The sequence below is a fragment of the Ewingella sp. CoE-038-23 genome, assembly GCF_040419245.1.
In the GTDB taxonomy this organism is placed as follows: Bacteria; Pseudomonadota; Gammaproteobacteria; order Enterobacterales; family Enterobacteriaceae; genus Ewingella; species Ewingella allii.
In genome coordinates, this window is record NZ_JAZHOH010000001.1 from 1,397,271 (window position 1) to 1,420,348 (window position 23,078).

At 52.4% G+C, this 23,078-nt stretch carries 18 protein-coding genes; 6 read left to right on the forward strand and 12 right to left on the reverse strand.

The window, feature by feature from the left end:
- Window positions 1-31 precede the first annotated feature (31 nt).
- Window positions 32-1,042: a glycosyltransferase family 9 protein gene (locus V2154_RS06625; RefSeq protein WP_353501558.1), complete on the reverse strand. Its 1,011-nt coding sequence runs from the start codon at window positions 1,040-1,042 to the stop codon at window positions 32-34.
- A 413-nt stretch (window positions 1,043-1,455) separates the two neighbouring features.
- Here V2154_RS06625 and ldtD point away from each other — a divergent pair, with 413 nt between their 5' ends.
- The 3 genes from ldtD to V2154_RS06640 all read left to right on the forward strand — a co-directional run bounded on the left by ldtD (window position 1,456) and on the right by V2154_RS06640 (window position 4,765).
- Window positions 1,456-3,306 (forward strand): L,D-transpeptidase, encoded by a 1,851-nt coding sequence (ldtD, locus tag V2154_RS06630; RefSeq protein ID WP_353501559.1) that lies wholly within the window; start codon window positions 1,456-1,458, stop codon window positions 3,304-3,306.
- A gap of 178 nt (window positions 3,307-3,484) precedes the next feature.
- Window positions 3,485-4,033 (forward strand): peptidoglycan L,D-endopeptidase MepK, encoded by a 549-nt coding sequence (gene mepK, locus V2154_RS06635; RefSeq protein WP_353501560.1) that lies wholly within the window; start codon window positions 3,485-3,487, stop codon window positions 4,031-4,033.
- Between the two features lie 84 nt (window positions 4,034-4,117).
- Window positions 4,118-4,765: an MBL fold metallo-hydrolase gene (locus V2154_RS06640; protein ID WP_353501561.1), complete on the forward strand. Its 648-nt coding sequence runs from the start codon at window positions 4,118-4,120 to the stop codon at window positions 4,763-4,765.
- Between the two features lie 91 nt (window positions 4,766-4,856).
- On the opposite strand, the gene V2154_RS06645 is transcribed toward V2154_RS06640, so the two are convergent.
- The 5 genes from V2154_RS06645 to V2154_RS06665 form a co-directional block, all read right to left on the reverse strand.
- Window positions 4,857-6,047 (reverse strand): amino acid aminotransferase, encoded by a 1,191-nt coding sequence (locus V2154_RS06645; RefSeq protein ID WP_353501562.1) that lies wholly within the window; start codon window positions 6,045-6,047, stop codon window positions 4,857-4,859.
- 234 nt (window positions 6,048-6,281) lie between these two features.
- Entirely contained in the window at window positions 6,282-7,427 is a 1,146-nt protein-coding gene (gene ompC / locus V2154_RS06650; protein ID WP_353501563.1) for a porin OmpC, read from the reverse strand.
- 302 nt (window positions 7,428-7,729) lie between these two features.
- The gene (asnS, locus tag V2154_RS06655; protein WP_185688136.1) at window positions 7,730-9,130 is read right to left on the reverse strand and encodes an asparagine--tRNA ligase; all 1,401 of its coding nucleotides are present in this window, start codon (window positions 9,128-9,130) and stop codon (window positions 7,730-7,732) included.
- A gap of 290 nt (window positions 9,131-9,420) precedes the next feature.
- Complete coding sequence (gene pncB, locus V2154_RS06660; RefSeq protein WP_353501564.1) at window positions 9,421-10,626, reverse strand: nicotinate phosphoribosyltransferase; 1,206 nt, start codon at window positions 10,624-10,626, stop codon at window positions 9,421-9,423.
- 318 nt (window positions 10,627-10,944) lie between these two features.
- On the reverse strand, window positions 10,945-12,357 hold the full coding sequence (locus V2154_RS06665) for an MFS transporter (protein ID WP_353501565.1): 1,413 nt from the start codon (window positions 12,355-12,357) through the stop codon (window positions 10,945-10,947).
- A 346-nt stretch (window positions 12,358-12,703) separates the two neighbouring features.
- On the opposite strand from V2154_RS06665, the gene pepN reads away from it, so the two are divergent.
- Entirely contained in the window at window positions 12,704-15,319 is a 2,616-nt protein-coding gene (gene pepN, locus V2154_RS06670; protein WP_353501566.1) for an aminopeptidase N, read from the forward strand.
- Window positions 15,320-15,414: 95 nt separating this feature from the next.
- Here the strand turns inward: pepN and ssuB are convergent, their stop codons facing one another.
- The 5 genes from ssuB to ssuE all read right to left on the reverse strand — a co-directional run bounded on the left by ssuB (window position 15,415) and on the right by ssuE (window position 19,789).
- Window positions 15,415-16,188, reverse strand: a complete 774-nt coding sequence (gene ssuB, locus V2154_RS06675) for an aliphatic sulfonates ABC transporter ATP-binding protein (RefSeq protein WP_353501567.1) — start codon at window positions 16,186-16,188, stop codon at window positions 15,415-15,417.
- A complete protein-coding gene (gene ssuC / locus V2154_RS06680; protein ID WP_353501568.1) occupies window positions 16,185-16,982 on the reverse strand; it encodes an aliphatic sulfonate ABC transporter permease SsuC in 798 nt (265 codons plus the stop codon). The genes ssuB and ssuC overlap by 4 nt, the downstream gene beginning before the upstream one ends.
- 11 nt (window positions 16,983-16,993) lie before the next feature.
- Window positions 16,994-18,148, reverse strand: a complete 1,155-nt coding sequence (gene ssuD / locus V2154_RS06685; RefSeq protein ID WP_353501569.1) for an FMNH2-dependent alkanesulfonate monooxygenase — start codon at window positions 18,146-18,148, stop codon at window positions 16,994-16,996.
- Window positions 18,149-18,210: 62 nt separating this feature from the next.
- Window positions 18,211-19,185: a sulfonate ABC transporter substrate-binding protein gene (locus V2154_RS06690; protein ID WP_437341993.1), complete on the reverse strand. Its 975-nt coding sequence runs from the start codon at window positions 19,183-19,185 to the stop codon at window positions 18,211-18,213.
- A 22-nt stretch (window positions 19,186-19,207) separates the two neighbouring features.
- A complete protein-coding gene (gene ssuE, locus V2154_RS06695; protein ID WP_353501570.1) occupies window positions 19,208-19,789 on the reverse strand; it encodes an NADPH-dependent FMN reductase in 582 nt (193 codons plus the stop codon).
- A gap of 280 nt (window positions 19,790-20,069) precedes the next feature.
- On the opposite strand from ssuE, the gene pyrD reads away from it, so the two are divergent.
- Together pyrD and V2154_RS06705 are read left to right on the forward strand one after the other, a co-directional pair.
- Window positions 20,070-21,080, forward strand: a complete 1,011-nt coding sequence (gene pyrD / locus V2154_RS06700) for a quinone-dependent dihydroorotate dehydrogenase (RefSeq protein WP_034789270.1) — start codon at window positions 20,070-20,072, stop codon at window positions 21,078-21,080.
- Window positions 21,081-21,280: 200 nt separating this feature from the next.
- Entirely contained in the window at window positions 21,281-21,829 is a 549-nt protein-coding gene (locus V2154_RS06705; protein WP_353501571.1) for a cell division protein ZapC, read from the forward strand.
- 36 nt (window positions 21,830-21,865) lie between these two features.
- On the opposite strand, the gene V2154_RS06710 is transcribed toward V2154_RS06705, so the two are convergent.
- A complete protein-coding gene (locus V2154_RS06710; RefSeq protein WP_353501572.1) occupies window positions 21,866-22,969 on the reverse strand; it encodes a YcbX family protein in 1,104 nt (367 codons plus the stop codon).
- Window positions 22,970-23,078: the final 109 nt, after the last annotated feature.

Below are 23,078 nucleotides of genomic sequence, written 5' to 3' on the forward strand. Positions count from 1 at the left end.
GCGATAGCCTAATTTAATGACCCATGGATTATCAGGCCATAGACAACACTTTTTCACGCAATTGAGTGAATTGGCTAAACACATTGTCCACATCAACCAGCCCGACATCTTCTGACGGAGCCTTGATGATGGCGCAAGGGACTTGCCATGGAGCCCAGTATTTGGTGTCACTATTACCGTACAACGCAACAACGGGTTTATGTACGCCCGCGGCAATGTGCAGTGCGCCACCATCACTGGTAATAATTTGATCGCAAAGTGACATTGCTGCCATCAGCTCGCGGATGTTGGTGGTCGGCAACGCTACTAAAGGAATATCGGCGCAGGCCTCAATCACCTGTTTGGCTTTGTTGTCATCACCAGGGTGTTCAGGATTATCTTCTGCGCCAGGAGACCAGAAAAGCACCAATTTACAATCTTCACGTGCCGCCAAACGATGGGCCAATTCAATGAATTTCTCTGCCTGCCATCGCTGTTTAGGTTTTCGAGAGCTAATTTGTAAACCGTAAATAGGTTTATCTCTGATAATTTTGAATTTTTCAGCACACTGATTAACTTCATTCTCAGAGACGTATAATTCGAGAGGCCCTGGAACTTCATTAATACCCAGAGGTGTTAATAATGTATTGAGTAATTCAACAATATGTAAGCCTTCTGTATGCGGCAGGCAATCGGTAACCACTTTCTTAGGGGTATTTCCTATAGCGATTATTCTTTTAGCGCCGGAAAGCTTTGCCCATTTGAGAGAGTGTTTGTCAGTGCTAGCAATCAAGACAACATCGTAGCGCGATGAGCGCACGGCGAAAATGGTTTTAATTCTTTGAAAGTAAACGCTTAGTAGGCTTTGCCCGGCTTTTCTATGGTGAGACTTACAATATAGATGAACGTTACTGATGTGAGGGTTGCCTACCAATACATCCTTATTGTAAGTATTTACCAGTAAATCGAGAGTATTTGCCTTGTGTTTAGTAAGGTTCGCAATGAGAGGTGTCGTTAGAATCAGGTCACCAATATTATCGCGTCTAATGAGTAAAATTTTCATATAAATAATTTAGTTAAAATATCAGTGGCTATCCTAGTTTTTGGCCTTTAAATAATCAAGCTTAATTATGAACGTTTTATTGAGCCAAGATAACTAATATTTACTTTGAGTTTATGGGGTTAAGAAAGTTCACACTTGCAATTTTATGGGGAGCCATCGCAAGGGAAAGTTGCCGTTTTCGGTAAGTTGTGGATTTTTCACCCATAAAGACATCTTTTGTAGCAGTTAGCTTAAAGATTATCCTTGGGCGGCACTTTATTTCATCCTCGTGCTAGCTTAGAGTCTTCACTGCACGCGAGGTGCTATTGTGTTGAGATCTCGCGCAAAAAAAGAATTATGTTTATATACTTAAACCATGGGTTTTTTGCTTGAATTTATCGGGTTTGATTTGGGCATATTAAGGGAGGCAAGGGATGATGTTTACGAGTCAAGGGTCTCTCAGATTTCTGGCAGCCAGCTGTCTAATCGCATTGGGATTAGCGCCGCTACAGGCTGCATTCGCGGCAGTGCCGACACTTTCGGTGCGTTCGGCGACGCTTTCTAGCGTCCAAAGCCTTAGCCAACTGCAGGCTGAGTTGCCAAAAGGGGTTAAACCGCTTTATCTATCCTCTCTTTCATCTCTTTACGCCGCTAATCATATGCAGCCAATGTGGGAAGACAGGGACACCGTCCATCAATTCCAGCAGCAATTAGCAGAGCTGGCCCTCTCGGGCATTCAACCGCAGTTCACTCAGTGGGTAAAGTGGCTAACTGACCCGCAGGTTACCGGAATGGCGCGAGATATTGTGCTGTCTGATGCGATGCTGGGGTATTTGCAATTTGTGAGCGGCGTCGAGGCGAACGGTGATAATTGGCTGTATAGCGCCACGCCTTACAAAATGACCACGCCGCCGCTGACGGTGATCAATCAATGGCAGTTGGCGCTGCGCAAGGGCACCACGGCAGGTTATATGGCGACCTTAACGCCACAGCATCCACTGTATACCAAAATGCACGCCGCGCTGAGAACCATGCTGGCAGATAACCACCCATGGCCACAGGTCACTAACGCCGCCAGTTTACGGCCAGGGCAAATCAGTGATGATATCCCGGCATTGCGCGAGATCCTCAGTCGCACCGGCATGATGACCGCCAGCCCGGCTGAGGCCAAATCGCCAAAGCCTACGGATGAAACCATCGCCAAAGATGGTCCGGGTGCCGCGGCGAATGATGACCTGTCGGTTGATGAAACTGCCGATAAATCAGTTCAGCAATCCCCGGTAGTCAGTCCGGCAGCAACCTCGGTGACGGATGTATTGCCATCGGTGACGCCAGCGGGGCAGTCCGCAGCGCCGACGCCGGTTGCCGTAGCCGATAACCAGTACTCACCAGAACTGGTCGAGGCGGTAAAACGCTTCCAGAAATGGCAGGGGCTTGAGGCCGATGGCATTATCGGTACCCGAACTCGCGAATGGCTGAACGCCTCGCCACGCCTGCGTGCGACGCTGCTGGCGCTGAATATCCAGCGGCTGCGTATTTTGCCGGGTAATGTGAATACCGGCATTATGGTGAATATTCCTAACTATCAGCTGACTTATTACCTCAACGGCAGCGAGGTTTTGTCTTCACGGGTGATTGTTGGCCGACCAAGTCGTAAAACGCCGTTAATGAGCAGTGCATTGAACAATGTGGTGGTTAACCCGCCGTGGAACGTGCCGACAACGCTGGTGCGGGAAGATATAGTGCCTAAGGCGATGCGCGATAGCGGCTATTTCCAGAAACATGGCTATACCGTGCTGTCTGGCTGGAATAATGATGCGGAAGTGATCGACCCGACGATGATTGACTGGAGCGTCGTGTCGCCGAATCATTTCCCGTATCGAATTCGTCAGGCACCCGGGGCGACCAACTCGCTGGGACGTTACAAATTTAATATGCCGAGCTCGGATGCCATCTATTTGCATGACACGCCTAACCACGGGTTATTCCAGAAGGATATTCGTGCTCTGAGTTCAGGTTGTGTCCGTGTGAATAAAGCGTCTGAGCTGGCGAATATGCTCTTGCAGGATGCTGGTTGGAATGACACGCGTATCTCGTCCACGCTGCAGGGCGGGAATACGACCTTTGTGCCTATTCGTCACCGTATACCAGTAAAACTGTTTTACTTGACGGCATGGGTTGCAGAGGACGGTAAGCCGCAATTCCGCACAGATATTTACAATTATGATTCCCCAGTGAGATCTGGCGCGCAAATTTTGCCACAGGCAGAAATTTTGTTGCAATAAATGCAGTAAAACTAAAATGATAGCGGTCAGAGTAATTGGCCTGATAGCGGGAATAGTGGCCACACTATTCCCGCTATGCTTTATACAGTGAGTTGACTCACTGAAATAAGGCGGTTAAGGTTCGGAAGGGCTCAATTTTGCGCCTACTTTGACTCTCTTATCGGGTAATAAACTGTTCATGGACCAAATCGACAAACATCGCCGTAAATGGCTGGCACTTGGCGGTGCCGCTGTGGGCATAGCACTTCTTCCTGGACGCGCTTTTGCCACTCTTTCCACTCCTCGTCCGCGTATTTTAGTGGTTAACAACATAAATACCGGTGAGACCCTCAAAACCGAGTTTTTTGATGGAAAGCGTTACAACAAGGATGAGTTGGCAAGATTGAACCACTTGTTCAGAGATTACCGTGCCGAGCAAGTTAAGAGTATTGACCCCGCCTTATTTGACCATCTCTATCGCTTACAAGTGATGTTGGGCACCAATAAACCGGTCCAGCTCATTTCTGGTTATCGCACCTTAGCCACTAATAACAGCATGCGTAAACCCGGCAGCGGCGTGGCGAAACATAGCTATCACACGCTGGGGCAGGCAATGGACTTCCATATTGCCGGCATAGACTTGAGTAATATTCGCAAAGCCGCGTTAAAAATGAAGATGGGTGGTGTAGGATATTATCCACGTAGCAACTTTGTGCATATCGATACGGGTCCGGCGAGAACCTGGTGATATGTGTAATATGCGGCTTATTGGTTCATGACTTCTTATTTCTTATGAATGAAAAGATGAACAAATAAGCCGCCGTGGAGCCTTATGAAATACCATCTCATTCCTGTCACGGCGTTCAGCCAAAACTGTTCGGTTATTTGGTGTACTGAAACCAATCAGGCAGCCATTGTCGACCCCGGTGGGGAAGCCGAAAAAATCATTGCGGAAGTTTCATCTCTTGGCGTCGATGTTAAGCAAATCTTGCTGACTCATGGTCACCTTGACCATGTGGGGGCCGCGGCGGAACTGGCGCAGCACTATTCGGTACCCATCGTTGGACCACAGAAAGAAGACCTATTCCTGCTGGAATCTCTGCCAACCCAAAGCAGAATGTTTGGGTTAGCCGATTGCGCGCCTCTGGAAACCGATCAATGGTTGGAAGAAGGCGATAAGGTCGCCGTTGGCGAAGAACAACTCTCCGTTTTACACTGTCCGGGCCATACGCCGGGGCATATCGTTTTCATCAATGAGAAAAGCCGTTTAGCCGTGTCTGGCGATGTGATTTTCCGTGGTGGCGTGGGGCGCAGTGACTTCCCGCGTGGCGATCATCAGGCATTGATTCACTCAATTAAAACCAAATTGCTGCCACTGGGTGATGATATAAAATTCATTCCGGGGCACGGCCCAATGTCAGATTTAGGTTTCGAGCGCAAAACGAATCCGTTTTTACAGGATGAATTACCGGTCTGGTAAAGGTGGGTTGAAACCACTCAGGCAGTGATAAGAGTCATAAAAAAAGCCCGCCAGTTGCCTGACGGGCTTTTTAGTTTGCCGAATTCAGTGATTATAAAACGGCAACAATGGCTTCACACAGAGGGGACATATTGTCCAGTGTGATACCTGCGACGTTGATACGGCCAGAGTTCACCGCATATACGCCAAACTCTTCGCGCAGGCGCAGAACCTGATCTTTGGTCAGGCCGCTGAAGGAGAACATACCGTTCTGATTAATAATGAAGCTAAAGTCCTGCTGCGCGCCTTTTTCCTGCAAGGTGGTCACGAACAGCTGACGCATACGGTGAATGCGCTGACGCATATCACTCAGCTCTTGTTCCCAGATAGCACGCAGCGCTTCATTACCAAGAATGGTCGCTACCACTGCCGCACCGTGTGATGGTGGGTTGGAGTAGTTGGCACGGATCACGGACTTAACCTGACTGAAAGAGCGATCTGCTGTTTCTGCATCGGCGGCGACGAGAGTACAGGCACCTACGCGCTCGTTATACAGGCCGAAGTTTTTAGAGTAGGAGCTGGCAACCAGCAGTTCCGCATGTTTAGCCGCGAAAATGCGCAGGCCCTGAGCATCTTCTTCCAGACCCTTGGCGAAACCTTGGTAAGCGAAGTCAAACAGCGGCAGCCAGCCGTTAGCCACGGACAGGTCTGCGAGCTGAGTCCACTGGGCCTCTGTTGGGTCGATACCGGTAGGGTTATGGCAGCAGCCGTGGAACAGTACCACGTCGCCCGCTTTAGCTTCGCTCAGGCTTTTCAGCATGCCGTCAAAATCAAGCGCATGGTTTGCTGCGTCATAATAATTGTATTCCACCACTTCCAGACCAGAAGCATTGAACACGCCTTTATGGTTTGGCCAGCTTGGATTACTGACCCAAACGCGTTTAGCCGCAGTCTGCGTGGCGATAAACTCAGCGGCAATGCGCAGGCCGCCGGTACCGCCCGGCGTTTGAGCCGTGCGCGCGCGTTTAGCCGCGATGATCGCGCTGTCTTTACCAAACAGTAATTCTTGGGTGCAGCGTGCGAAGTCTGGCAGGCCGTCGATGCTCAGATAGGTTTTGGTGGTTTCATTTTCCAGCAGGAATTGTTCGGCTTTCTTTACGCTGGTGAGAACCGGAGTTTTACCCGTTTCATCTTTATAAACACCAATCCCCAGATTAATTTTATCTTGGCGATCGTCAGCACGGAAAAGATCGGTAAGACCCAGAATAGGATCGGCAGGAGCAGCAATGATTTTTTCAAACATGTGAAAGACTTCCATGACCTGATATTTAGCAGAAAGAGGGCTCAGGTTACCGCCTCAAAATCAGTTTGCCAACCGTTTGCGGTAAAAAGAAAGCAGAGTTGTGAGGCGGCTGTCGAGATTAATAATTTTGATGATGGAAAAGGCAGGAGATAAGCTGAAAAGCAAAAGGCAGAGCCGAAGCTCTGCCTTTACATTCGCTGGTGAAGCACCCGAAAGTGCTTCGATTAAGCGAGATTAGAACTGGTATTGCAAGCCAACGCCAACAACGTTGTCGGTAGAGATACCGGCAGTTTTGGTGTAGTCGTTGTCGTCCAGCAGGTTGATTTTGTAGTCAACGTAGGTAGACATGTTTTTGTTGAAGTAGTAGTAGGTACCCACTTCAATGTATTTAACCAGGTCAGCATCGCCGCCGCCGAAACCAGTACCCAGAGCGTTCAGGTCCTTACCTTTAGATTGCAGGTAAGCGATGGATGGGCGCAGGCCGAAGTCGAATTGGTACTGTGCAACCACTTCGAAGTTCTGAGTTTTGTTTGCGATGTTGTTGAAGTCACCGCCGTATGGCGTGGTGTTTGTAGATTCGCCGTAGAATGCAGCCAGGTATACGTTGTTAGCATCGTATTTAGTACCCAACGCGTACGCAGAAGCTTTATCACCGTTACCATCACGTTTTTGAGTGTCAGTACGGTTAGAAGAGAAGTAAGCGCCAGTTACGCTAACACCGGAGTTACCGATAGCATAAGCGGTAGATGCGCCCCAGCCGTCGCCGTTCTGGTTTTTAGCAGTGCCTTTATCAACAACGGTGTTGCCGAATGCATCAGTGCTTTCTGCATTACGGTCGTTCTGGTTTTTACCTTGGTACTGAACTGCGAAGCTCAGGCCGTCAACCAGACCGAAGAAGTTGTTGTTACGGTAAGTAGCCAGACCATTAGCACGACCAATCATGAAGTTGTCGTTGTTCTGGTACATGGTGTCATCACCGAACACTGGCAATTGGTCAGTGTAAGACATTACGTCGTAGATCACGCCGTAGTTACGACCGTAATCGAATGAACCCCAGTCGCCGAATTTCAGACCCGCGAAGCCCAGACGAGTTTTGTTGCCTTCGTCGCCAGCGCTTTCAGCGTGGTTAGCTTGAACGTTGTATTCCCACTGGCCGTAACCGGTCAGTTGGTCAGTAATTTGAGTTTCGCCTTTGAAGCCGAAACGAACGTAAGTCTGGTCACCATCATCACCGTTGTTCTTAGAGAACTGGTGACGCGCGTCAACTTTACCGTACAGGTCCAGTTTGTTGCCGTCTTTGTTATAAACTTCAGCTGCGTTTGCTGCACCAGCAGCTAACAAAGCTGGGATCACCACTGCAAGAATATTGCGCTTCATCATTTATTATTACCCTCATTGGTTTTATTTGGACACCTGCCACTGCCGTAAATAATTCTTTAGGGAACTATTCTTGAGAGTTTGGTGTCTCCTGTGTCTGAACGCAGTGTTCCATCCGAAGGGGGGTTAATCCACATCGAAAATGCTACCAAACCCCCAAATATGTTTCAGCAGGAAAAAATGTATTACAAAATGTAATTTTTACGGAACTTTGTGACAGGGATCTATCTTTAAAAATGACTAAGGCCAGCGAAGCTGGCCTTATTTGTGTAACTAAAATGTTAATTGGAAAATATTTTAGTTAATTAGAAGGTTGCATTACGTGGTGTGCGTGGGAACGGGATCACATCACGAACGTTTTGCACGCCAGTGACATAAGCCACCAGACGTTCGAAGCCTAAGCCGAAACCTGAGTGTGGCACGGTGCCGTAGCGACGAAGGTCGCGATACCACCAATAATCTTCTTTATTCAGGCCCATCTCTTCCAAACGAGCATCCAGCATATCTAAACGTTCTTCACGCTGAGAACCGCCGATAATTTCGCCGATGCCTGGTGCTAGCACATCCATAGCTGCAACTGTTTTTCCGTCTTCATTCATTCGCATATAGAATGCTTTGATATCTTTCGGATAGTTTTTAACCACTACAGGCGCTTTGAAGTGTTGCTCTGCAAGATAGCGCTCATGCTCAGAAGAGAGATCGACGCCCCAAGAAACCGGATTTTCGAATTTCTGACCACAATTGATAAGAATTTCTACAGCATCGGTGTAGTCCACTTGGGCGAAATCTGATGTTACAAAACGCTGCAGGCGAGAAACAGCATCTTTGTCTACGCGTTCAGCAAAAAACGCCATATCGTCCGCTCTTTCGTCCAGAACGGCCTGGAAAACATATTTAAGCATGCTTTCAGCCAGTGCGGCGATGTCATCCAGAGTCGCAAAGGCTACTTCTGGCTCCACCATCCAGAACTCGGCGAGGTGACGGCTGGTATTGGAGTTTTCTGCACGGAAGGTCGGGCCGAAGGTGTAAACCTTGGACAGGGCGCTGGCGTAGGTTTCGCCGTTCAACTGGCCAGAAACCGTAAGGAACGCTTCTTTACCAAAGAAGTCTTCGCTGAAATCTACTTCGCCTTTATCAGTGCGCGGCAGGTTTTGGAAGTCCAGCGTGGACACGCGGAACATCTCGCCAGCACCTTCGGTATCGGACGCGGTGATCAGCGGAGTCGACACCCAGAAATAACCATTTTCGTGATAGAAACGGTGAATCGCTTGGGACAGGGTATTACGCACGCGAGCCACGGCGCCAATCAGGTTGGTGCGCGGGCGCAGGTGAGCCACTTCACGCAGATATTCAATGCTGTGGCGTTTAGCCGCCATCGGGTAAGTGTCCGGGTCATCGACCCAGCCAACCACTTTAATGGCCGTTGCTTGCAGCTCAAAACTCTGGCCTTCGCCAGGAGAGGCAACAACGGTACCGGTTACTTCGACTGAACAACCGGTGGTCAGGCGCAGAACCTCATCCTGATAATTTGGAAGAGAATTATTCACAACGGCCTGTAACGGATTAAAGCAGGAACCGTCATAAACGGCGACGAAGGAGATGCCAGCTTTAGAATCTCTCCGGGTACGTACCCAACCGCGTACGGTGACTTCACTGTCAACCGCAGCACGGCCTTGCAGTACGTCGACTACAGGCACAACGCTCATAGGTTTCTCTCTTTCTTATAAATTCAGATGGTGATTCAGAAATAATGGACACCCTTTAAAAAGGGATTTTGCTATGTTACTTAGCCTTTCTCAGGACACAAGCAGAAATCACCTTCGCCAGACAACATTTGTCCGCCAAACCGGTGGCGGGATCAGTTGCATCAAGCTGATGAGTGGCAAGTAAGCAAAAGCAAATAATAGCTATATAAAGGAAGAAAAAGTCTAAAGGGGGCGGAAGGGCAGAACTGGGGGAGGAAATTACGCCGCCGGTGTGGCCGACGGCGTTTTGATCAGGAAGCTTTTTTCACCAGCGGCAAATCAAAAGCTTTGCGTAAGGCTTTAACGAAGGCTTTGTCCTGACAGATGGTTTTGCCCGGGCTATCTGAAAGCTTAGCCACCGGCTTACCGTTGCACTGCACCAGCTTGATGACTATGTTCAGCGGCTTCACCTCAGGAATATTACAGGTGAGGCGCGTACCGATACCAAACACCAAATTCACCCGAGTGTGGAAGTGGCGGTAGAGGTCCAACGCTTTATCCAAGTCGAGATTGTCTGAGAACACCAGCGTCTTGGTCATCGGGTCGATACCCAGCTTTTGATAATGGGCGATAGCTTTCTCACCCCATTCAACCGGGTCCCCTGAATCATGGCGCAAACCTTCATAGGCATTGGCGAACTTCGGACCGAAATCGCGCAAGAAGGCGTCCATAGTGATGCAGTCGGTTAAGGCGATACCCAGCTGATTTGGATACTCATCCAGCCAGGCCTGCAACGCGGCGCGTTGGCTATTAGCCAGCACCGGACTAATTTGCTGATGCGCCTGGAACCACTCGTGGGCTTGGGTGCCGACCGGAGATAATTTCAGCTGGTGCGCCAAATCATAGTTGCTGGTGCCGACTAAGTACGGGAATTCCTCTTTCAGCGTGCTGACAATGGCGCGCTGCACTTCGCCGGTAAAACGACGGCGGGTGCCGAAGTCCATTAGGCGGAAGCGAGAAATATCGACGTCGGCGGCTTCTTCTTTGAAGCGTGCCAGATTCTTACGTAGCTGGTCGATGGCCATTTGGGCTGTGACCTGCGGCGAACGCTGGCGATGTACCACTTCGCTTATCACGGCGAGCAGCGGCACTTCCCACATGATCACTTCGCGCCATGGACCGGCGATGCGCACGTGCAAATGCCCGTCGCGGTCTGAAACCGTGACATGCTCTGGGTTATAGCGGAAAGTTTTCAGCCAGTTAAGGTAATCGTTGCTGAAGAACGGCAGGCCGGACAGATAAGTAAATTCCTCATCGGTCAGGGCCAGTTGGCTCATCATCTCGATTTGTTGACGGATTTCGCTGGCGTATTCGCCCAGCAGCTCATCACCACGGCAGCGGAACTCTGCGACCACGCTAATATTGTGGTAGCGATGGTAGACCGCTTGCTGCATATGAAGCTTGTAGGCATCGGTATCTAGCAGCGAAGTCAAAATCGGGGAGGCGTATGGAGTCATAGCGCGTTTACAGCATCCTCGTCAGAAAGGGTCGTCGGCAATCACCGTTACATTACATAGGTAGGCAGTTTGCCTGTACACAACCATTCCAGATAAAAAAGCGTTCTGGATAAAACAGCAAAGTCTGTGAAGTATACCGTAATATCCTGCGAAAGAACCCACATCACATCATAATTGTCCGCGATGGGTCGAGGATTAAATGTGCGCTTCCGCCCACAAAGGCTCTTTCTGTTAACTATTTTGCAAGGCGAAATGCCAGGTCTGATCACATTTAAATAACAAAAATGCCGGGCAGCGGGCGTCACCCGGCGTGTTTGGCTAAATGTTTTCCAAATTAATGCCGCGAGTTTTCGGCCCGAACAGGCCAATCACGAGCATGACAATTAACATGCTGATCACGATAAACGCGATCACCCCGCCGGTTCCTGCGTATTGCAAAATCAAACCGATCATAATGCTGCTGAAGGCGGTAGAAAGCCGACTAAAGGAGTAGCAGAAGCCCACCGCGCGGGCGCGAATGTGGGTCGGAAACACCTCGGTCTGATAAGCGTGATAGCTGTAGGTTAGCCACGCATTGGAATAGGTGATGAGGAAGCCGCAAATAATTAGCATCAGGGCATTACTCTGGAAAGCGAATAGCGTGCCGAAAATCACCGTCATTAATGAAGAGAGAACAATCTGCCATTTGTTTTCAATTTTATCGGCGTAGCGGCTGCAAATCAGCGAACCCAGCGGATAGGCCAGAGTAATAAAGAAGGCGTACAGCAGGCTATGGGTCAGCGTCGTGCCCTGGCCGGAGAGCAGGGCGGGCAGCCAGTTACCAAAGCCAAAGAAGCCGATGGCCTGAAAGAAGTTCATCACCATCAGCATAAGCGTGCGCGAACGATACTCAGGTGCCCAAATCTCTTTAAAGGTGCTTTTTCGTGGCGGTTCTGCGCGCGCCGCCGTCGGCACATAGGCCGGGCTGTGGCTGACGCCGCAACGCTTTTCCATCTCCGTGACGACTTTATGAGCCTCTTCGTGCCGCCCCTGCTGCGCCAGCCAGCGGGCCGACTCCGGCAGATTCTTCCTCACCAGCCAGATAACAATCGAGCACACCGCTCCCGCAATCACCACGAAACGCCAGCCGCTGAGGCCAAAGAAGGTCTGCGGCACCAGCCACCATGACATTAATGCCACCGCCGGAACCGAGAGGAACTGAATGAAGAAGGCGAAGGCGAAGGCCCGGCTGCGCAGGCGCGTCGGCACCCATTCGCTCAGATAGGTATCAATGGTTACTAGCTCCAGACCCAGCCCAATGCCCACTAAGAAGCGGCAAAGAATTACTCCTTCGGCGCTGTGTTGAAAAGCCATTAATAAGGAGAAAAAGCCGTACCAGACCAGCGCGAACATAAAGGTCATGCGGCGGCCAAAACGGTCGGCGTTGGGCGCCAGCAGGCTGGCGCCGACAAACAGTCCTAAAAAGGTGCTGGAGGCAAACGCCGCCTGATCGGCAATGCCGAAAATCCCGGCCGCGCCGACGTGGAAGATATTCTCAGCCACCAGGCCCGAGCTGATATAGCCCGTCTGGAACAGGTCATACAGTTCGAAAAAACCGCCAAGCGAGAGCAAAACGATAAAGCGCCATAGTCCGGCCGTAGGTGGGAGTGCATCGATGCGAGCCGACAGCGTAGGGTTATGATTATTTTTAGAGTAAGTCGAATCCACTCCGGGCGCAGCTATACCGCTCATTTTTTATTAACCTCTTGGATACATGGTATTAACAACCATGCTAATGATTAGCGTGCGGTTTTAAATTTTGAATTCATGGGTTAAACACGATAATTAAGCATAAAAGACTGGCTTGTTAATTAATCAACCCGCCATCGGAGGCCGGAGAGGGCAGAGCCAGATTGCCCGTGCTGAACAAAACGTGTCCTAACAGACTCACAAGCCTGTAACAATCTGGGAATTTCAGGTGCCTGTGGTAAAGTTTAGGAAAGCTTTTCAAGCTATAGGATCGCCGTTAAGGGATGCTCTGGCGTCTAACCCAACAACAAACGTCGTCAAGATTGACGAAAACGTTAAAAGGTTTTTTATGACTCAACTGCCACAAGCCAAATATCGCCACGACTACCGTGCGCCGGATTACACCATCACCGACATCGATCTCAACTTTGAACTTGATGCAGAAACCACGGTAGTGACCGCGGTCAGCCAGATTAAACGCCAGGGTGCGGAAGGCGCTTCGCTGGTGCTGGATGGTGAAGGACTGACGCTGATTAGCCTGAAAGTGAATGGTCAGGATTGGCCAAGCTACCAGTTGACTGAAAACACGCTGACGATCGACCGTCTGCCGGATGCCTTTGAACTGAGCATCGTCAACGAAATTCACCCGTCCAAAAACACCGCGCTGCAAGGGCTTTACCTGTCTGGCGTGGCGCTCTGTACTCAGTGTGAAGCAGAAGGCTTCCGCAACATCACCTATTATCTGGACCGCCCGGACGTTCTGGCGCGCTTCACCACCCGCATCGTGGCTGACAAAGCGCGCTATCCGTACCTGTTGTCCAACGGCAACCGTATTGATCAGGGCGAGCTGGAAGGCGGCAAACACTGGATTAAATGGGAAGACCCGTTCCCAAAACCTTGCTACCTGTTTGCGCTGGTGGCGGGGGATTTCGACGTGCTGCGCGACACCTTTAAGACCCGTTCAGGCCGCGACGTGGCGCTGGAGCTGTTCGTTGACCGTGGCAATCTGGACCGCGCCGACTGGGCTATGGAGTCTCTGAAGCAGTCCATGAAGTGGGATGAAACCCGTTTCAACCTCGAATATGACCTCGACATCTTCATGATCGTTGCCGTTGATTTCTTCAACATGGGCGCGATGGAGAACAAAGGTCTGAACGTCTTCAACTCCAAATACGTGCTGGCGAAAGCAGAAACCGCCACCGACAAAGACTACTTGGGCATTGAAGCGGTGATCGGCCACGAATACTTCCACAACTGGACCGGGAACCGCGTGACCTGCCGCGATTGGTTCCAACTGAGCCTGAAAGAGGGCCTGACCGTCTTCCGTGACCAAGAGTTCAGCTCTGATCTGGGTTCACGCTCTGTTAACCGTATCGACAACGTGCGCGTGATGCGCGCCGCGCAGTTTGCAGAAGACGCCAGCCCAATGGCGCACCCAATTCGCCCGGAAAAAGTCATCGAAATGAACAACTTCTATACGCTGACCGTGTATGAGAAGGGTTCAGAAGTCATCCGTATGCTGCACACCTTGCTGGGCGAAGAGAAGTTCCAGGCCGGTATTCAGCTCTATTTCGAACGCCATGACGGCAGCGCGGCCACCTGCGACGACTTCGTACAGGCGATGGAAGATGCGTCCAACGTTGACCTCTCCCTGTTCCGCCGCTGGTACAGCCAGTCGGGCACGCCGGTGCTGACCGTGCGCGACGACTATGACGTGGAAAAACAGCAGTACACCTTGACCGTCAGCCAGAGAACCCCAGCGACGCCGGACCAGTCTGAGAAGCTGCCTTTGCACATTCCTTTGGATATCGAACTCTATGATCCACAAGGCAATGTGATTGCGCTGAAACAGAACGGCGGCGTGGTCAGCAATGTGCTGAACGTGACCGAAGCTGAGCAGACTTTCATCTTTGAAGATGTGGAATACCAGCCGGTGCCGTCGCTGCTGCGCGAGTTCTCCGCGCCGGTGAAACTGGATTACAAATATGGCGATCACCAGCTGACCTTCCTGATGAAACACGCGCGTAACGACTTCTCGCGTTGGGATTCAGCCCAGAGCCTGCTGGCGATTTACATCAAACTGAACGTGGCGCGCCATCAGCAGAAACAGCCGTTGTCTCTGCCGCTGCACGTAGCCGACGCTTTCCGCGCGGTGCTGTTGGATGAGAATATCGATCCGGGCCTGGCGGCGCAGATCCTGACGCTGCCGTCGGAAAACGAAATCGCGGAACTGTTCGACGTTATCGATCCAGAAGCCATCAGCGCGGTTCACGAAGCCATTACTCGCTGCCTGGCGACGGAAATGAGCGACGAATTCCTCGCCGTTTACCATGCCAATAGCCTGCCGGCTTACCGCGTGACCCATGCCGATATCAGCAAACGCGCACTGCGCAACATTTGCCTGCACTATCTGGCCTTTGGCGACGTGGCTCAGGCTGACAAGATTGTGAAAGCCCAGTACGAACAAGCTGACAACATGACTGACTCACTGGCGGCGCTGTCTGCGGCGGTTTCTGCCCAGCTGCCTTGCCGCGAAGCCTTGCTGGCGGCGTACGACGAGCGCTGGCATCAGGATGGTCTGGTAATGGACAAATGGTTCATTCAGCAGGCCACCAGCCCGGCGGCGGAGGTCTTGCAGAAAGTGCGTTCGCTGCTGACTCACCGCTCCTTCACCATGAGCAACCCGAACCGCGTTCGCTCGCTGGTGGGTGCCTTTGCTTCAGCTAACCCTTCTGCGTTCCACGCGGTCGATGGCAGTGGATATCAGTTCCTGGTGGAGATGCTAACCGACCTGAACAGCCGTAACCCGCAGGTTGCTGCGCGCATGGTTGAGCCGCTGATCCGCCTGAAACGCTACGACAGCCAACGTCAGGCGCTGATGCGTAGCGCGCTGGAGCAGTTGAAAGGGCTGGAAAACCTCTCCGGCGACCTGTTCGAGAAGGTATCAAAAGCGCTGGATGCTTAAATGCTGCATCAGGTGAATTAAGTATCAATAGGCATAAAAAAGGGCGATGGAAACATCGCCCTTTCTCTTTGCTGAAGTGAAGTAAAGTGAGAAACTTAAACCTGAGCGCGACGCGCCTCGCTCGCTGGCGCAGAAGGCGTTAATACTCTCTCCAGCACTTCGGCTTCCAGCTCTGCCAGCCGTACCGAGCCTTTGCGGCGCGGGCGCGGCAGGTCTACTTGCAAATCTAAGCCTATCTCGCCTTGCTCAATCAAAATCACTCTATCGGCGACGGTCACCGCCTCGCTGACGTCATGGGTTACCAGCAAAACGGTGAAGTCGTGCTGTTGCCACAGGCGTTCGATCAGTCCCTGCATCTCAATACGCGTCAGGGCGTCGAGTGCGCCTAAAGGCTCATCGAGCAGCAGTAGGCGAGGACGGTGGATCAGCGCCCGGGCCAAGGCCACGCGCTGCTTTTGCCCGCCAGACAGTGCCGAAGGCCAGTCGTTAGCGCGATCGGCTAAACCGACCTCTTCCAGCGCAGCCTGAGCCGCTTCTCGCCATGCGCCTTTCAGCCCCAGACCGACATTATCGATAACCTTCTTCCACGGCAGCAGGCGATCATCTTGGAACATCAGTCGAGTGTCATCGCGCACGTGGCTTAGGGGCGCACTGCCGCTGAGTAGCTCGCCCTGAGTGGTTTTCTCCAGACCGGCCAGCAGGCGCAGCAGGGTGCTTTTACCACAGCCGCTGCGGCCGACCACGGCGACAAACTGCCCGGGCGCAATGCGCAGGTTAATGTCTTTGAGCACCGTGCGGTTGCCATACTTTTTGCTGATGCCGGACAAGGTCACCGGCGTGCCCTGAGGAATACGAGTGGTGTTGCTCATACGGCATCTCCTTGTTTTTTCTGATAAGCGGGGTGCCAGCGCAGCCAAACGCTCTCAAGCGAACGGGCCAGAATATCCGCCAGCTTGCCGAGAATGGCGTAGAGCACGATAGCCACCACCACCACGTCAGTTTGCAGGAATTCGCGGGCGTTCATCGCCAGATAACCAATCCCCGAATTGGCAGAAATGGTTTCGGCGACAATTAGCGTCAGCCACATAAAGCCCAGCGCAAAGCGCACGCCGACCATGATTGACGGCAGCGCGCCCGGCAGGACTACCTGCATAAACAGCGGCAAACCGGACAGGCCGTAGCTGCGCGCCATCTCCAGCAAACCGCGATCGATATTGCGGATGCCGTGGTAGGTGTTGAGGTAAATAGGGAACAGGGTGCCGAGCGCCACCAGGAAAATCTTGGCGGTTTCGTCGATGCCGAACCATAAGATCACCAGTGGGATCAGCGCCAGATGCGGAATGTTACGCAGCATCTGCAAGGAGCTGTCGAGCAGGCGTTCACCCCAGCGCGACAGGCCGGTGATAAAGCCCAGCAGCAGCCCCAGACTGCCACCAATCACAAAGCCAATCAGGGCGCGATAAGTACTGATTTTCAGGTTTTGCCACAGGTCGCCGCTTTTGGCTAATGTCCAGAATGCTTCGATAACCGCGCTCGGGGCAGGCAAAATGCGGTCTGACAGCCATCCGGCTTCAACCGCCAGTTGCCACCCGCCAATCAGCGCTACCGGAACAATCCACGGCAAAATCCGGTCCAGCCAGCGATGTGAGGTTTTGCTATGCATGCTGATGTTCCTTACTGCTCGGCCGAAGCGTGTTTTGGCGCGAAGTCATGGGCCACCAGTTCGCCGCGGGCCTCAATGGCGCGTTTTACCGTGCTGTCCTGATCCTGTTTCGCCAGATCCAGATGCGGGAACAGCAACTCGCTGACGCGATAGGCTTCTTCGAGATGCGGGTAGCCGGAGAAGATAAAGGTGTCGATGCCTAAATCGGCGTACTCCTGCATGCGGGCGGCGACGGTTGGGCCATCGCCCACCAGCGCCGTGCCCGCGCCGGAGCGTACCAGCCCCACGCCGGCCCACAGATTCGGGCTGATTTCCAGTTTGTTGCGGTCACCGCCGTGCAGCGCCGCCATGCGATGCTGGCCCACGGAGTCAGTGCGCGCGAAGGCGGCCTGCGCTTTCTTGATGGTTTCATCGTCAAGATTGGCAATCAGGCGATCCGCCGCCTGCCACGCCTCTTCGGTGGTTTCGCGCACGATGACGTGCAGGCGAATGCCGAAGCGAATGGTACGCCCTTGAGCGGCGGCCTTGGCGCGTACTTGCTCGATTTTCTCTTTCACTAAGTGCGGGGGTTCGCCCCAGGTGAGGTACAGCTCAACCTGCTCGGCGGCCAGGTCTTGCGCTTCATCCGAAGAGCCACCGAAATAGAGCGGCGGGCGCGGGAACTGCACCGGCGGCTGCATCAGGCTGGCCCCTTTAACGTGAATGTGCTTGCCTTGGTAATCGACGGTTTCACCTTCCAGCACGCGTCGCCAGATGCGAGTGAACTCGGCCGCTGATTCATAACGCTCTTTATGGCTGAGGTGTAAACCTTCGGCTGCCAACTCGGCCGGGTCGCCACCGGTAACCAGATTAAACAGCGCGCGGCCGCCGGACAGCCTGTCGAGCGTCGCCGCCTGACGCGCCGCAAGGGTCGGGGAGATAATCCCCGGGCGCAGCGCCACCAGAAACTTTAGCTTTTGCGTCACGGTGATAAGCGAGGCGGCTACCAGCCAGGAGTCTTCACACGAACGGCCGGTTGGCAGCAACACGCCGCCGAAGCCCAGACGGTCAGCCGCCTGCGCCACTTGTTGCAGATAGCCGTGGTCAACGGTGCGGGCATCTTTGTCGGTGCCCAAATAACGACCGTCTCCGTGGGTCGGTAAAAACCAGAAAACGTTCAGACTCATGTGATTTACTCCTCTCTGATCGCCGCCCTTGCTTGGGAGGGCGGCTGTTTTATTCTGCTAATTTAGTGAGTGGCGGCGTCGCGCCAGATTCGGTCTTTGATCTCGACGTGCTTAGGTAAAATCTTGTTTTGATAGAACAGGTCAGACGTGGCCTGCTGGGCTTTCTCGGTACGCGCATCCACCGGGGTGATGGGGGAATCAGGTAAGTGATCCAGATAGCTGGCAATCACGTTTTCCGGTAATCCCATGGCCTTGGAAAGCAGCTGAATGCTCTGCGCCCTGTCGGTTTTCACCAGCGCGTTGGCCTGCGTTAACACGGCTAACACTTGATGAATAAACTGCGGGTTAGCCTCGGTATATTGCTTCGGTGCCAGATAGAAGGAGCCGGTTTGGTTGAGCGTACTGCCGTCGATCAGCACGCGAACGTTGCCTTGCAGCTTGGCCGCGGAGTAGTACGGATCCCAAATCGCCCAGGCATCGACGTCGTGTTGCTGGAAGGCGGCGCGGGCATCGGCCGGCGTGAGATACACCGGTTTGATGTCAGTGAACTTCAGCCCCGCCTGTTGCAGCGCGCGCAGCAGCAGATTGTGCGAGCTGGAACCTTTTTGGAAGGCGACTTTGCGTCCTTTCAGCTCGGCAACGCTTTTAATCGGGCTGTTGCTGTCGACCAGAATCACCTCAGCCTGCGGTTTTGGCGGCTCTTGCCCGACATACAGCAAATCGGCCCCGGCGGCTTGAGCAAACAGCGGCGGCAGGTCGCCGGTTCCACCCAAATCAATGCTGCCGACGTTCAGTGCTTCCAGGATTTGCGGACCTGCGGGGAATTCAATCCAGCTGATTTTGGTATGCGGAAAACGCTTCTCTAATAACTGATGCGATTTCGCCAGCACCAGGCCAACAGAGCCTTTTTGGTAAGCAATGCGGAAGGTCGCCGGATCTTTCTCTGGCGAGTTGGCGGCCTGCGCGCCGAAGGCCATGGCGGCCATTAGCCCGGCAATCAGCGGCAGGCGTCGCAATAAAGAATAGGGGGATGGCATCAGCAAACTCCTGTTAGTACAGTCAGACGCCAATACTCGCCGCAGAGGTCTGAGTGGCAGAGTGCGGGATTGGGCGGCGGCGACTGAGCGCCAGATAGAAGTTTTCCAGCGACTCTTCGAGGCGCTCATTCAGCGCGGGTTGCAGCGTAGCCGGGAAGGTCTGGTAGTCAGTGATCAGGCTGTCGTCGGCGAACACGCCTTGCAGCACTTCCTGCGCTTTTAGCGAAGCCAAAACCGGTTTCAGGGCGTAATCCACCGCCAGCATGTGGCCGATCGAGCCTGCCGTGGCCAGAGGCAGCACCACTTTATGGTCCAGCGCGCGCTCCGGCAGCAGGTCCAGCAGGGTTTTCAAGGCTCCGGAGAAAGAGGCTTTATAGACCGGCGTGGCGACAATCAGGCCATCCGCGTCGGCGAGTTGTGCGATGAGCTTTTTCAACTGCGGGCTGCCGAAGTTGGCGAACAGCAGATCGTCTGCATTGAAGTCCTGCAAACTGTAGGAAATCACTTCAACGCCGCGAGAGGCCAACCAGCGGTGGCTCAGGGCCAGTAACGCCGATGAACGTGAAGGTTGTCTCGGGCTGCCTGCAAGGGATATAACGCGCATCACTACTCCTTATAACCAAAAATTATAGATTCATCATTTTCTTTAACTTAGTGGTTTAAAGCTAACAGGCGCGGGCGGGGGACTGGAAATCTAAATTTTGACTATATATAGCCAAAAACCGGTTTAAGAGATGCTGCAAAGGTGACGTGAAGGTAACGAAGAGGTAAATAAAAGGGTATCGATTGCGCGGATAGGGAATTTTAGTAGTGAATCGTTTCCCTTTGCTCGGATGTTAGTCGATAATACCGCCCCGTCTAGCCACGGGACCCCAGGAGTCTGCATGTATTACCCACTTGTCAGGAAAGCACTGTTTAAGCTCGACCCAGAGCACGCGCATGAATTAACTTTCCGCCAACTGAGCCGCCTTTCAGGTTCACCTTTTGAATTCCTTATTCGCCAATCTGTGCCAACCAAACCGGTTAGCTGCATGGGGCTTTCATTTAAAAACCCGTTAGGCCTTGCCGCCGGGCTGGATAAAAACGGCGAATGCATTGATGCCTTCGGCGCGATGGGCTTTGGTTTTGTCGAAGTGGGGACGGTGACGCCACGTGCGCAGGCAGGTAATGACAAGCCGCGCTTATTCCGCGTCGTTGAAGCCGAGGGGCTTATCAACCGCATGGGCTTTAATAATCTGGGCGTGGATAATCTGGTCAATAATGTAAAGCGTTCACACTTTGGTGGAATTCTCGGCATCAATATTGGCAAGAATAAAGACACGCCGGTGGAAAATGGTAAAGACGATTATCTGACCTGTATGGAGAAGGTGTATCCATATGCGGGCTATATCGCGGTCAATATTTCCTCGCCAAATACCCCCGGATTGCGTTCACTTCAGTATGGCGAAGCGTTGGATGATTTACTGGCAGCGATTAAAAATAAGCAGCTGGAACTTCAGCAGCGCCATCAAAAATATGTTCCCGTGGCGGTTAAGATCGCGCCGGATCTTTCAGAAGAAGAATTGATCCAAATAGCCGACAGTTTGGTTCGCCATAATATGGATGGGGTGATCGCCACAAATACCACCCTCGACCGTAAATTGATCCAGGGGCTTAATTATTGCGAGCAGGCGGGTGGATTAAGTGGCCGCCCGGTGCAGTTCCGCAGCACCGAAATCATCCGTATGCTGTCCAATGAACTTAAAGGACAGATGCCTATTATTGGCGTGGGTGGAATAGACTCCTTAACCTCAGCGCGTGAAAAAATGGCGGCGGGTGCTTCATTAATACAAATATATTCCGGGTTTATCTATCACGGACCACGTTTGATTAAAGATATTGTTACCCATATCTAATATTTTTTCATATCTCAGGCAGCCGGGGGTTTATTTATTAACCCGGCTCGTCTATATTTTGTCCACTGGCCTGAATTAAGGTCAGCGATAGCTCAAGATTTGTCTGATTTAACCTCTCTACTAAAAAGCCTAATCTGCTTAACTGTCTTTCTTAATAGCGAGTGATCGGATTGTGGGTTCGGAGCAAACAGGATAACGAAATGAAAATCAAACCAGATGATAATTGGCGTTGGTATTTTGATGCTGAGCATGACCGGCTCATGTTGGATTTAGCTAATGGCATGATTTTCCGTTCGCGCTTTCCGGCAAAAATGTTAACGCCAGATGCATTTGGTGACGCCTCATTTTGTGTCGATGATGCCGCCTTATATTTCGATTATGAAGAGCACTGCAAGGCGATTAAATTAGCCAATGAGCAGCGCGCTGAATTAGTGTTAAACGCACTAGTAGCCTTCCGCTTCCTCAAACCTTTAATGCCGAAAAGCTGGCACTTCACCCAACAGTCCCGTCCTTTCCAGCCCGATAACGGCCAGATAGCGCAAGTGCAGGTGATGGAGAGCGGCGAGCAGGCAACGCTGCTGGTGGTGGAGTCTGGAGATAACGCCAGCCTGTGCCTGTTGGCGCAAGAGCGTTTGACCTTGGCAGGGCGCGGCATGGTGCTCGGCGACGCGATTAAGATTATGCATGACCGCCTGATGCCCGCGCCGGTGCGCGCTGATAATCGCCAGCTTTACGATCAGGCGGTGTGATTTCCGCCTGATTGTTTGTTCGATTGATTGTCTTAATTAGCCCAAAACGATATTCGAACTCGGTATACAGCTACAGGCTAACACCGTCCCATCTTTACCAATTGCGCTGGCTTTCAACGGGGAAACGTCGCCCGACTCTAGCGTCATTCTGCAAGCGCCACAAATCCCCGCACGGCATGAATAGGGAATACGCAACCCCTGCATCTCTAATTGCTCGAGCAAAATCTGCTGGTTGTTGCCAGTAAACGTCGTGCCCTGATAATTAATTTCCAACGTTTTACTTTCATTCTTAGGCGCAGCCACGCTTTCAATCACTTCACCCGCAGAATAGGGGCGCGGCGGCTTAGTCGCCAGCACCTGAATGCTGTCGCCCACGCGGATCATGCCGGTGTTACGGGCGATCATGTTTTGGCCGAAGTCGACGTCGCCGTTCTCTGCCGTGCGATAGCCCTGCAAGGTCTTCAGCGGCTCGCCGCGCGGATGCTTACGCCCGCGCTCGGTGCTCACTGTGGTTAAAACGCAGCGACTGCATGGCTTCACCAAGTCAAAGATCACTTCGCCTATGCGAATAGTCTGCCAGGTGTCTTCGGCATAGGCCTCAGCGCCGCTGACCACTAAGTTGGGGCGGAACTGCTCTAGCTTGACGCCGCTCGGACAGCGATTTTGCAGATCGCGCATCGAGGCTTCATTCATTAATAGATAAGGGAAGCCGTCGGCGAAGGAGAGGGGGACTTCGGCGTGTTTTTTCACCCGGCGGGTCAGTTCTTCGCCCACCCAGCGCAGCTGCACGTCGCGTTTTAAATAGCCGCTCAGCCACTGATTGACAGCTTCGGGGGCAATAACGGCGGTGAAATGGTTGCCCCACACCTCGGTGGGGTGGCCCTGGCCGCTGAAATCACGAAAACGTACGCAGAGGGTATCGCCATCCGGGCTGGTGATCATCAGACCGTCGGGTAATAAAGAAGGGGTGAACTGAACCAGCTGAGGATATTGTCGGGCAGTAATAAAAGTGCCTTGTGGGTCAGTCAACATGAAAAGCCGGTCAAATGCCAGACCACTGGCCGTCACCTGCGCGTGCGACAGCTGTAACCAACGCATTGATTTAACAGGGTGTATAAAAAGGCGTGAAAGGGTAGCCACGGGATCGTGCCTCCTTTGATTTCGGTTATATTTTTTATGATGACCAGAGACTTTATGACAAGCTGGCTGGATTAGCTATAATGCGCAACTATTTTCTTTTTGGTGATAT

Bases quoted from the DNA above. Each gene is read 5' to 3' on its own strand.
- V2154_RS06625 (WP_353501558.1), bottom strand. From the start codon at position 1,042: ATGAAAATTTTACTCATTAGACGCGATAATATTGGTGACCTGATTCTA.
- ldtD (WP_353501559.1), top strand. From the start codon at position 1,456: ATGATGTTTACGAGTCAAGGGTCTCTCAGATTTCTGGCAGCCAGCTGT.
- mepK (WP_353501560.1), top strand. From the start codon at position 3,485: ATGGACCAAATCGACAAACATCGCCGTAAATGGCTGGCACTTGGCGGT.
- V2154_RS06640 (WP_353501561.1), top strand. From the start codon at position 4,118: ATGAAATACCATCTCATTCCTGTCACGGCGTTCAGCCAAAACTGTTCG.
- V2154_RS06645 (WP_353501562.1), bottom strand. From the start codon at position 6,047: ATGTTTGAAAAAATCATTGCTGCTCCTGCCGATCCTATTCTGGGTCTT.
- ompC (WP_353501563.1), bottom strand. From the start codon at position 7,427: ATGATGAAGCGCAATATTCTTGCAGTGGTGATCCCAGCTTTGTTAGCT.
- asnS (WP_185688136.1), bottom strand. From the start codon at position 9,130: ATGAGCGTTGTGCCTGTAGTCGACGTACTGCAAGGCCGTGCTGCGGTT.
- pncB (WP_353501564.1), bottom strand. From the start codon at position 10,626: ATGACTCCATACGCCTCCCCGATTTTGACTTCGCTGCTAGATACCGAT.
- V2154_RS06665 (WP_353501565.1), bottom strand. From the start codon at position 12,357: ATGAGCGGTATAGCTGCGCCCGGAGTGGATTCGACTTACTCTAAAAAT.
- pepN (WP_353501566.1), top strand. From the start codon at position 12,704: ATGACTCAACTGCCACAAGCCAAATATCGCCACGACTACCGTGCGCCG.
- ssuB (WP_353501567.1), bottom strand. From the start codon at position 16,188: ATGAGCAACACCACTCGTATTCCTCAGGGCACGCCGGTGACCTTGTCC.
- ssuC (WP_353501568.1), bottom strand. From the start codon at position 16,982: ATGCATAGCAAAACCTCACATCGCTGGCTGGACCGGATTTTGCCGTGG.
- ssuD (WP_353501569.1), bottom strand. From the start codon at position 18,148: ATGAGTCTGAACGTTTTCTGGTTTTTACCGACCCACGGAGACGGTCGT.
- V2154_RS06690 (WP_437341993.1), bottom strand. From the start codon at position 19,185: ATGCCATCCCCCTATTCTTTATTGCGACGCCTGCCGCTGATTGCCGGG.
- ssuE (WP_353501570.1), bottom strand. From the start codon at position 19,789: ATGCGCGTTATATCCCTTGCAGGCAGCCCGAGACAACCTTCACGTTCA.
- pyrD (WP_034789270.1), top strand. From the start codon at position 20,070: ATGTATTACCCACTTGTCAGGAAAGCACTGTTTAAGCTCGACCCAGAG.
- V2154_RS06705 (WP_353501571.1), top strand. From the start codon at position 21,281: ATGAAAATCAAACCAGATGATAATTGGCGTTGGTATTTTGATGCTGAG.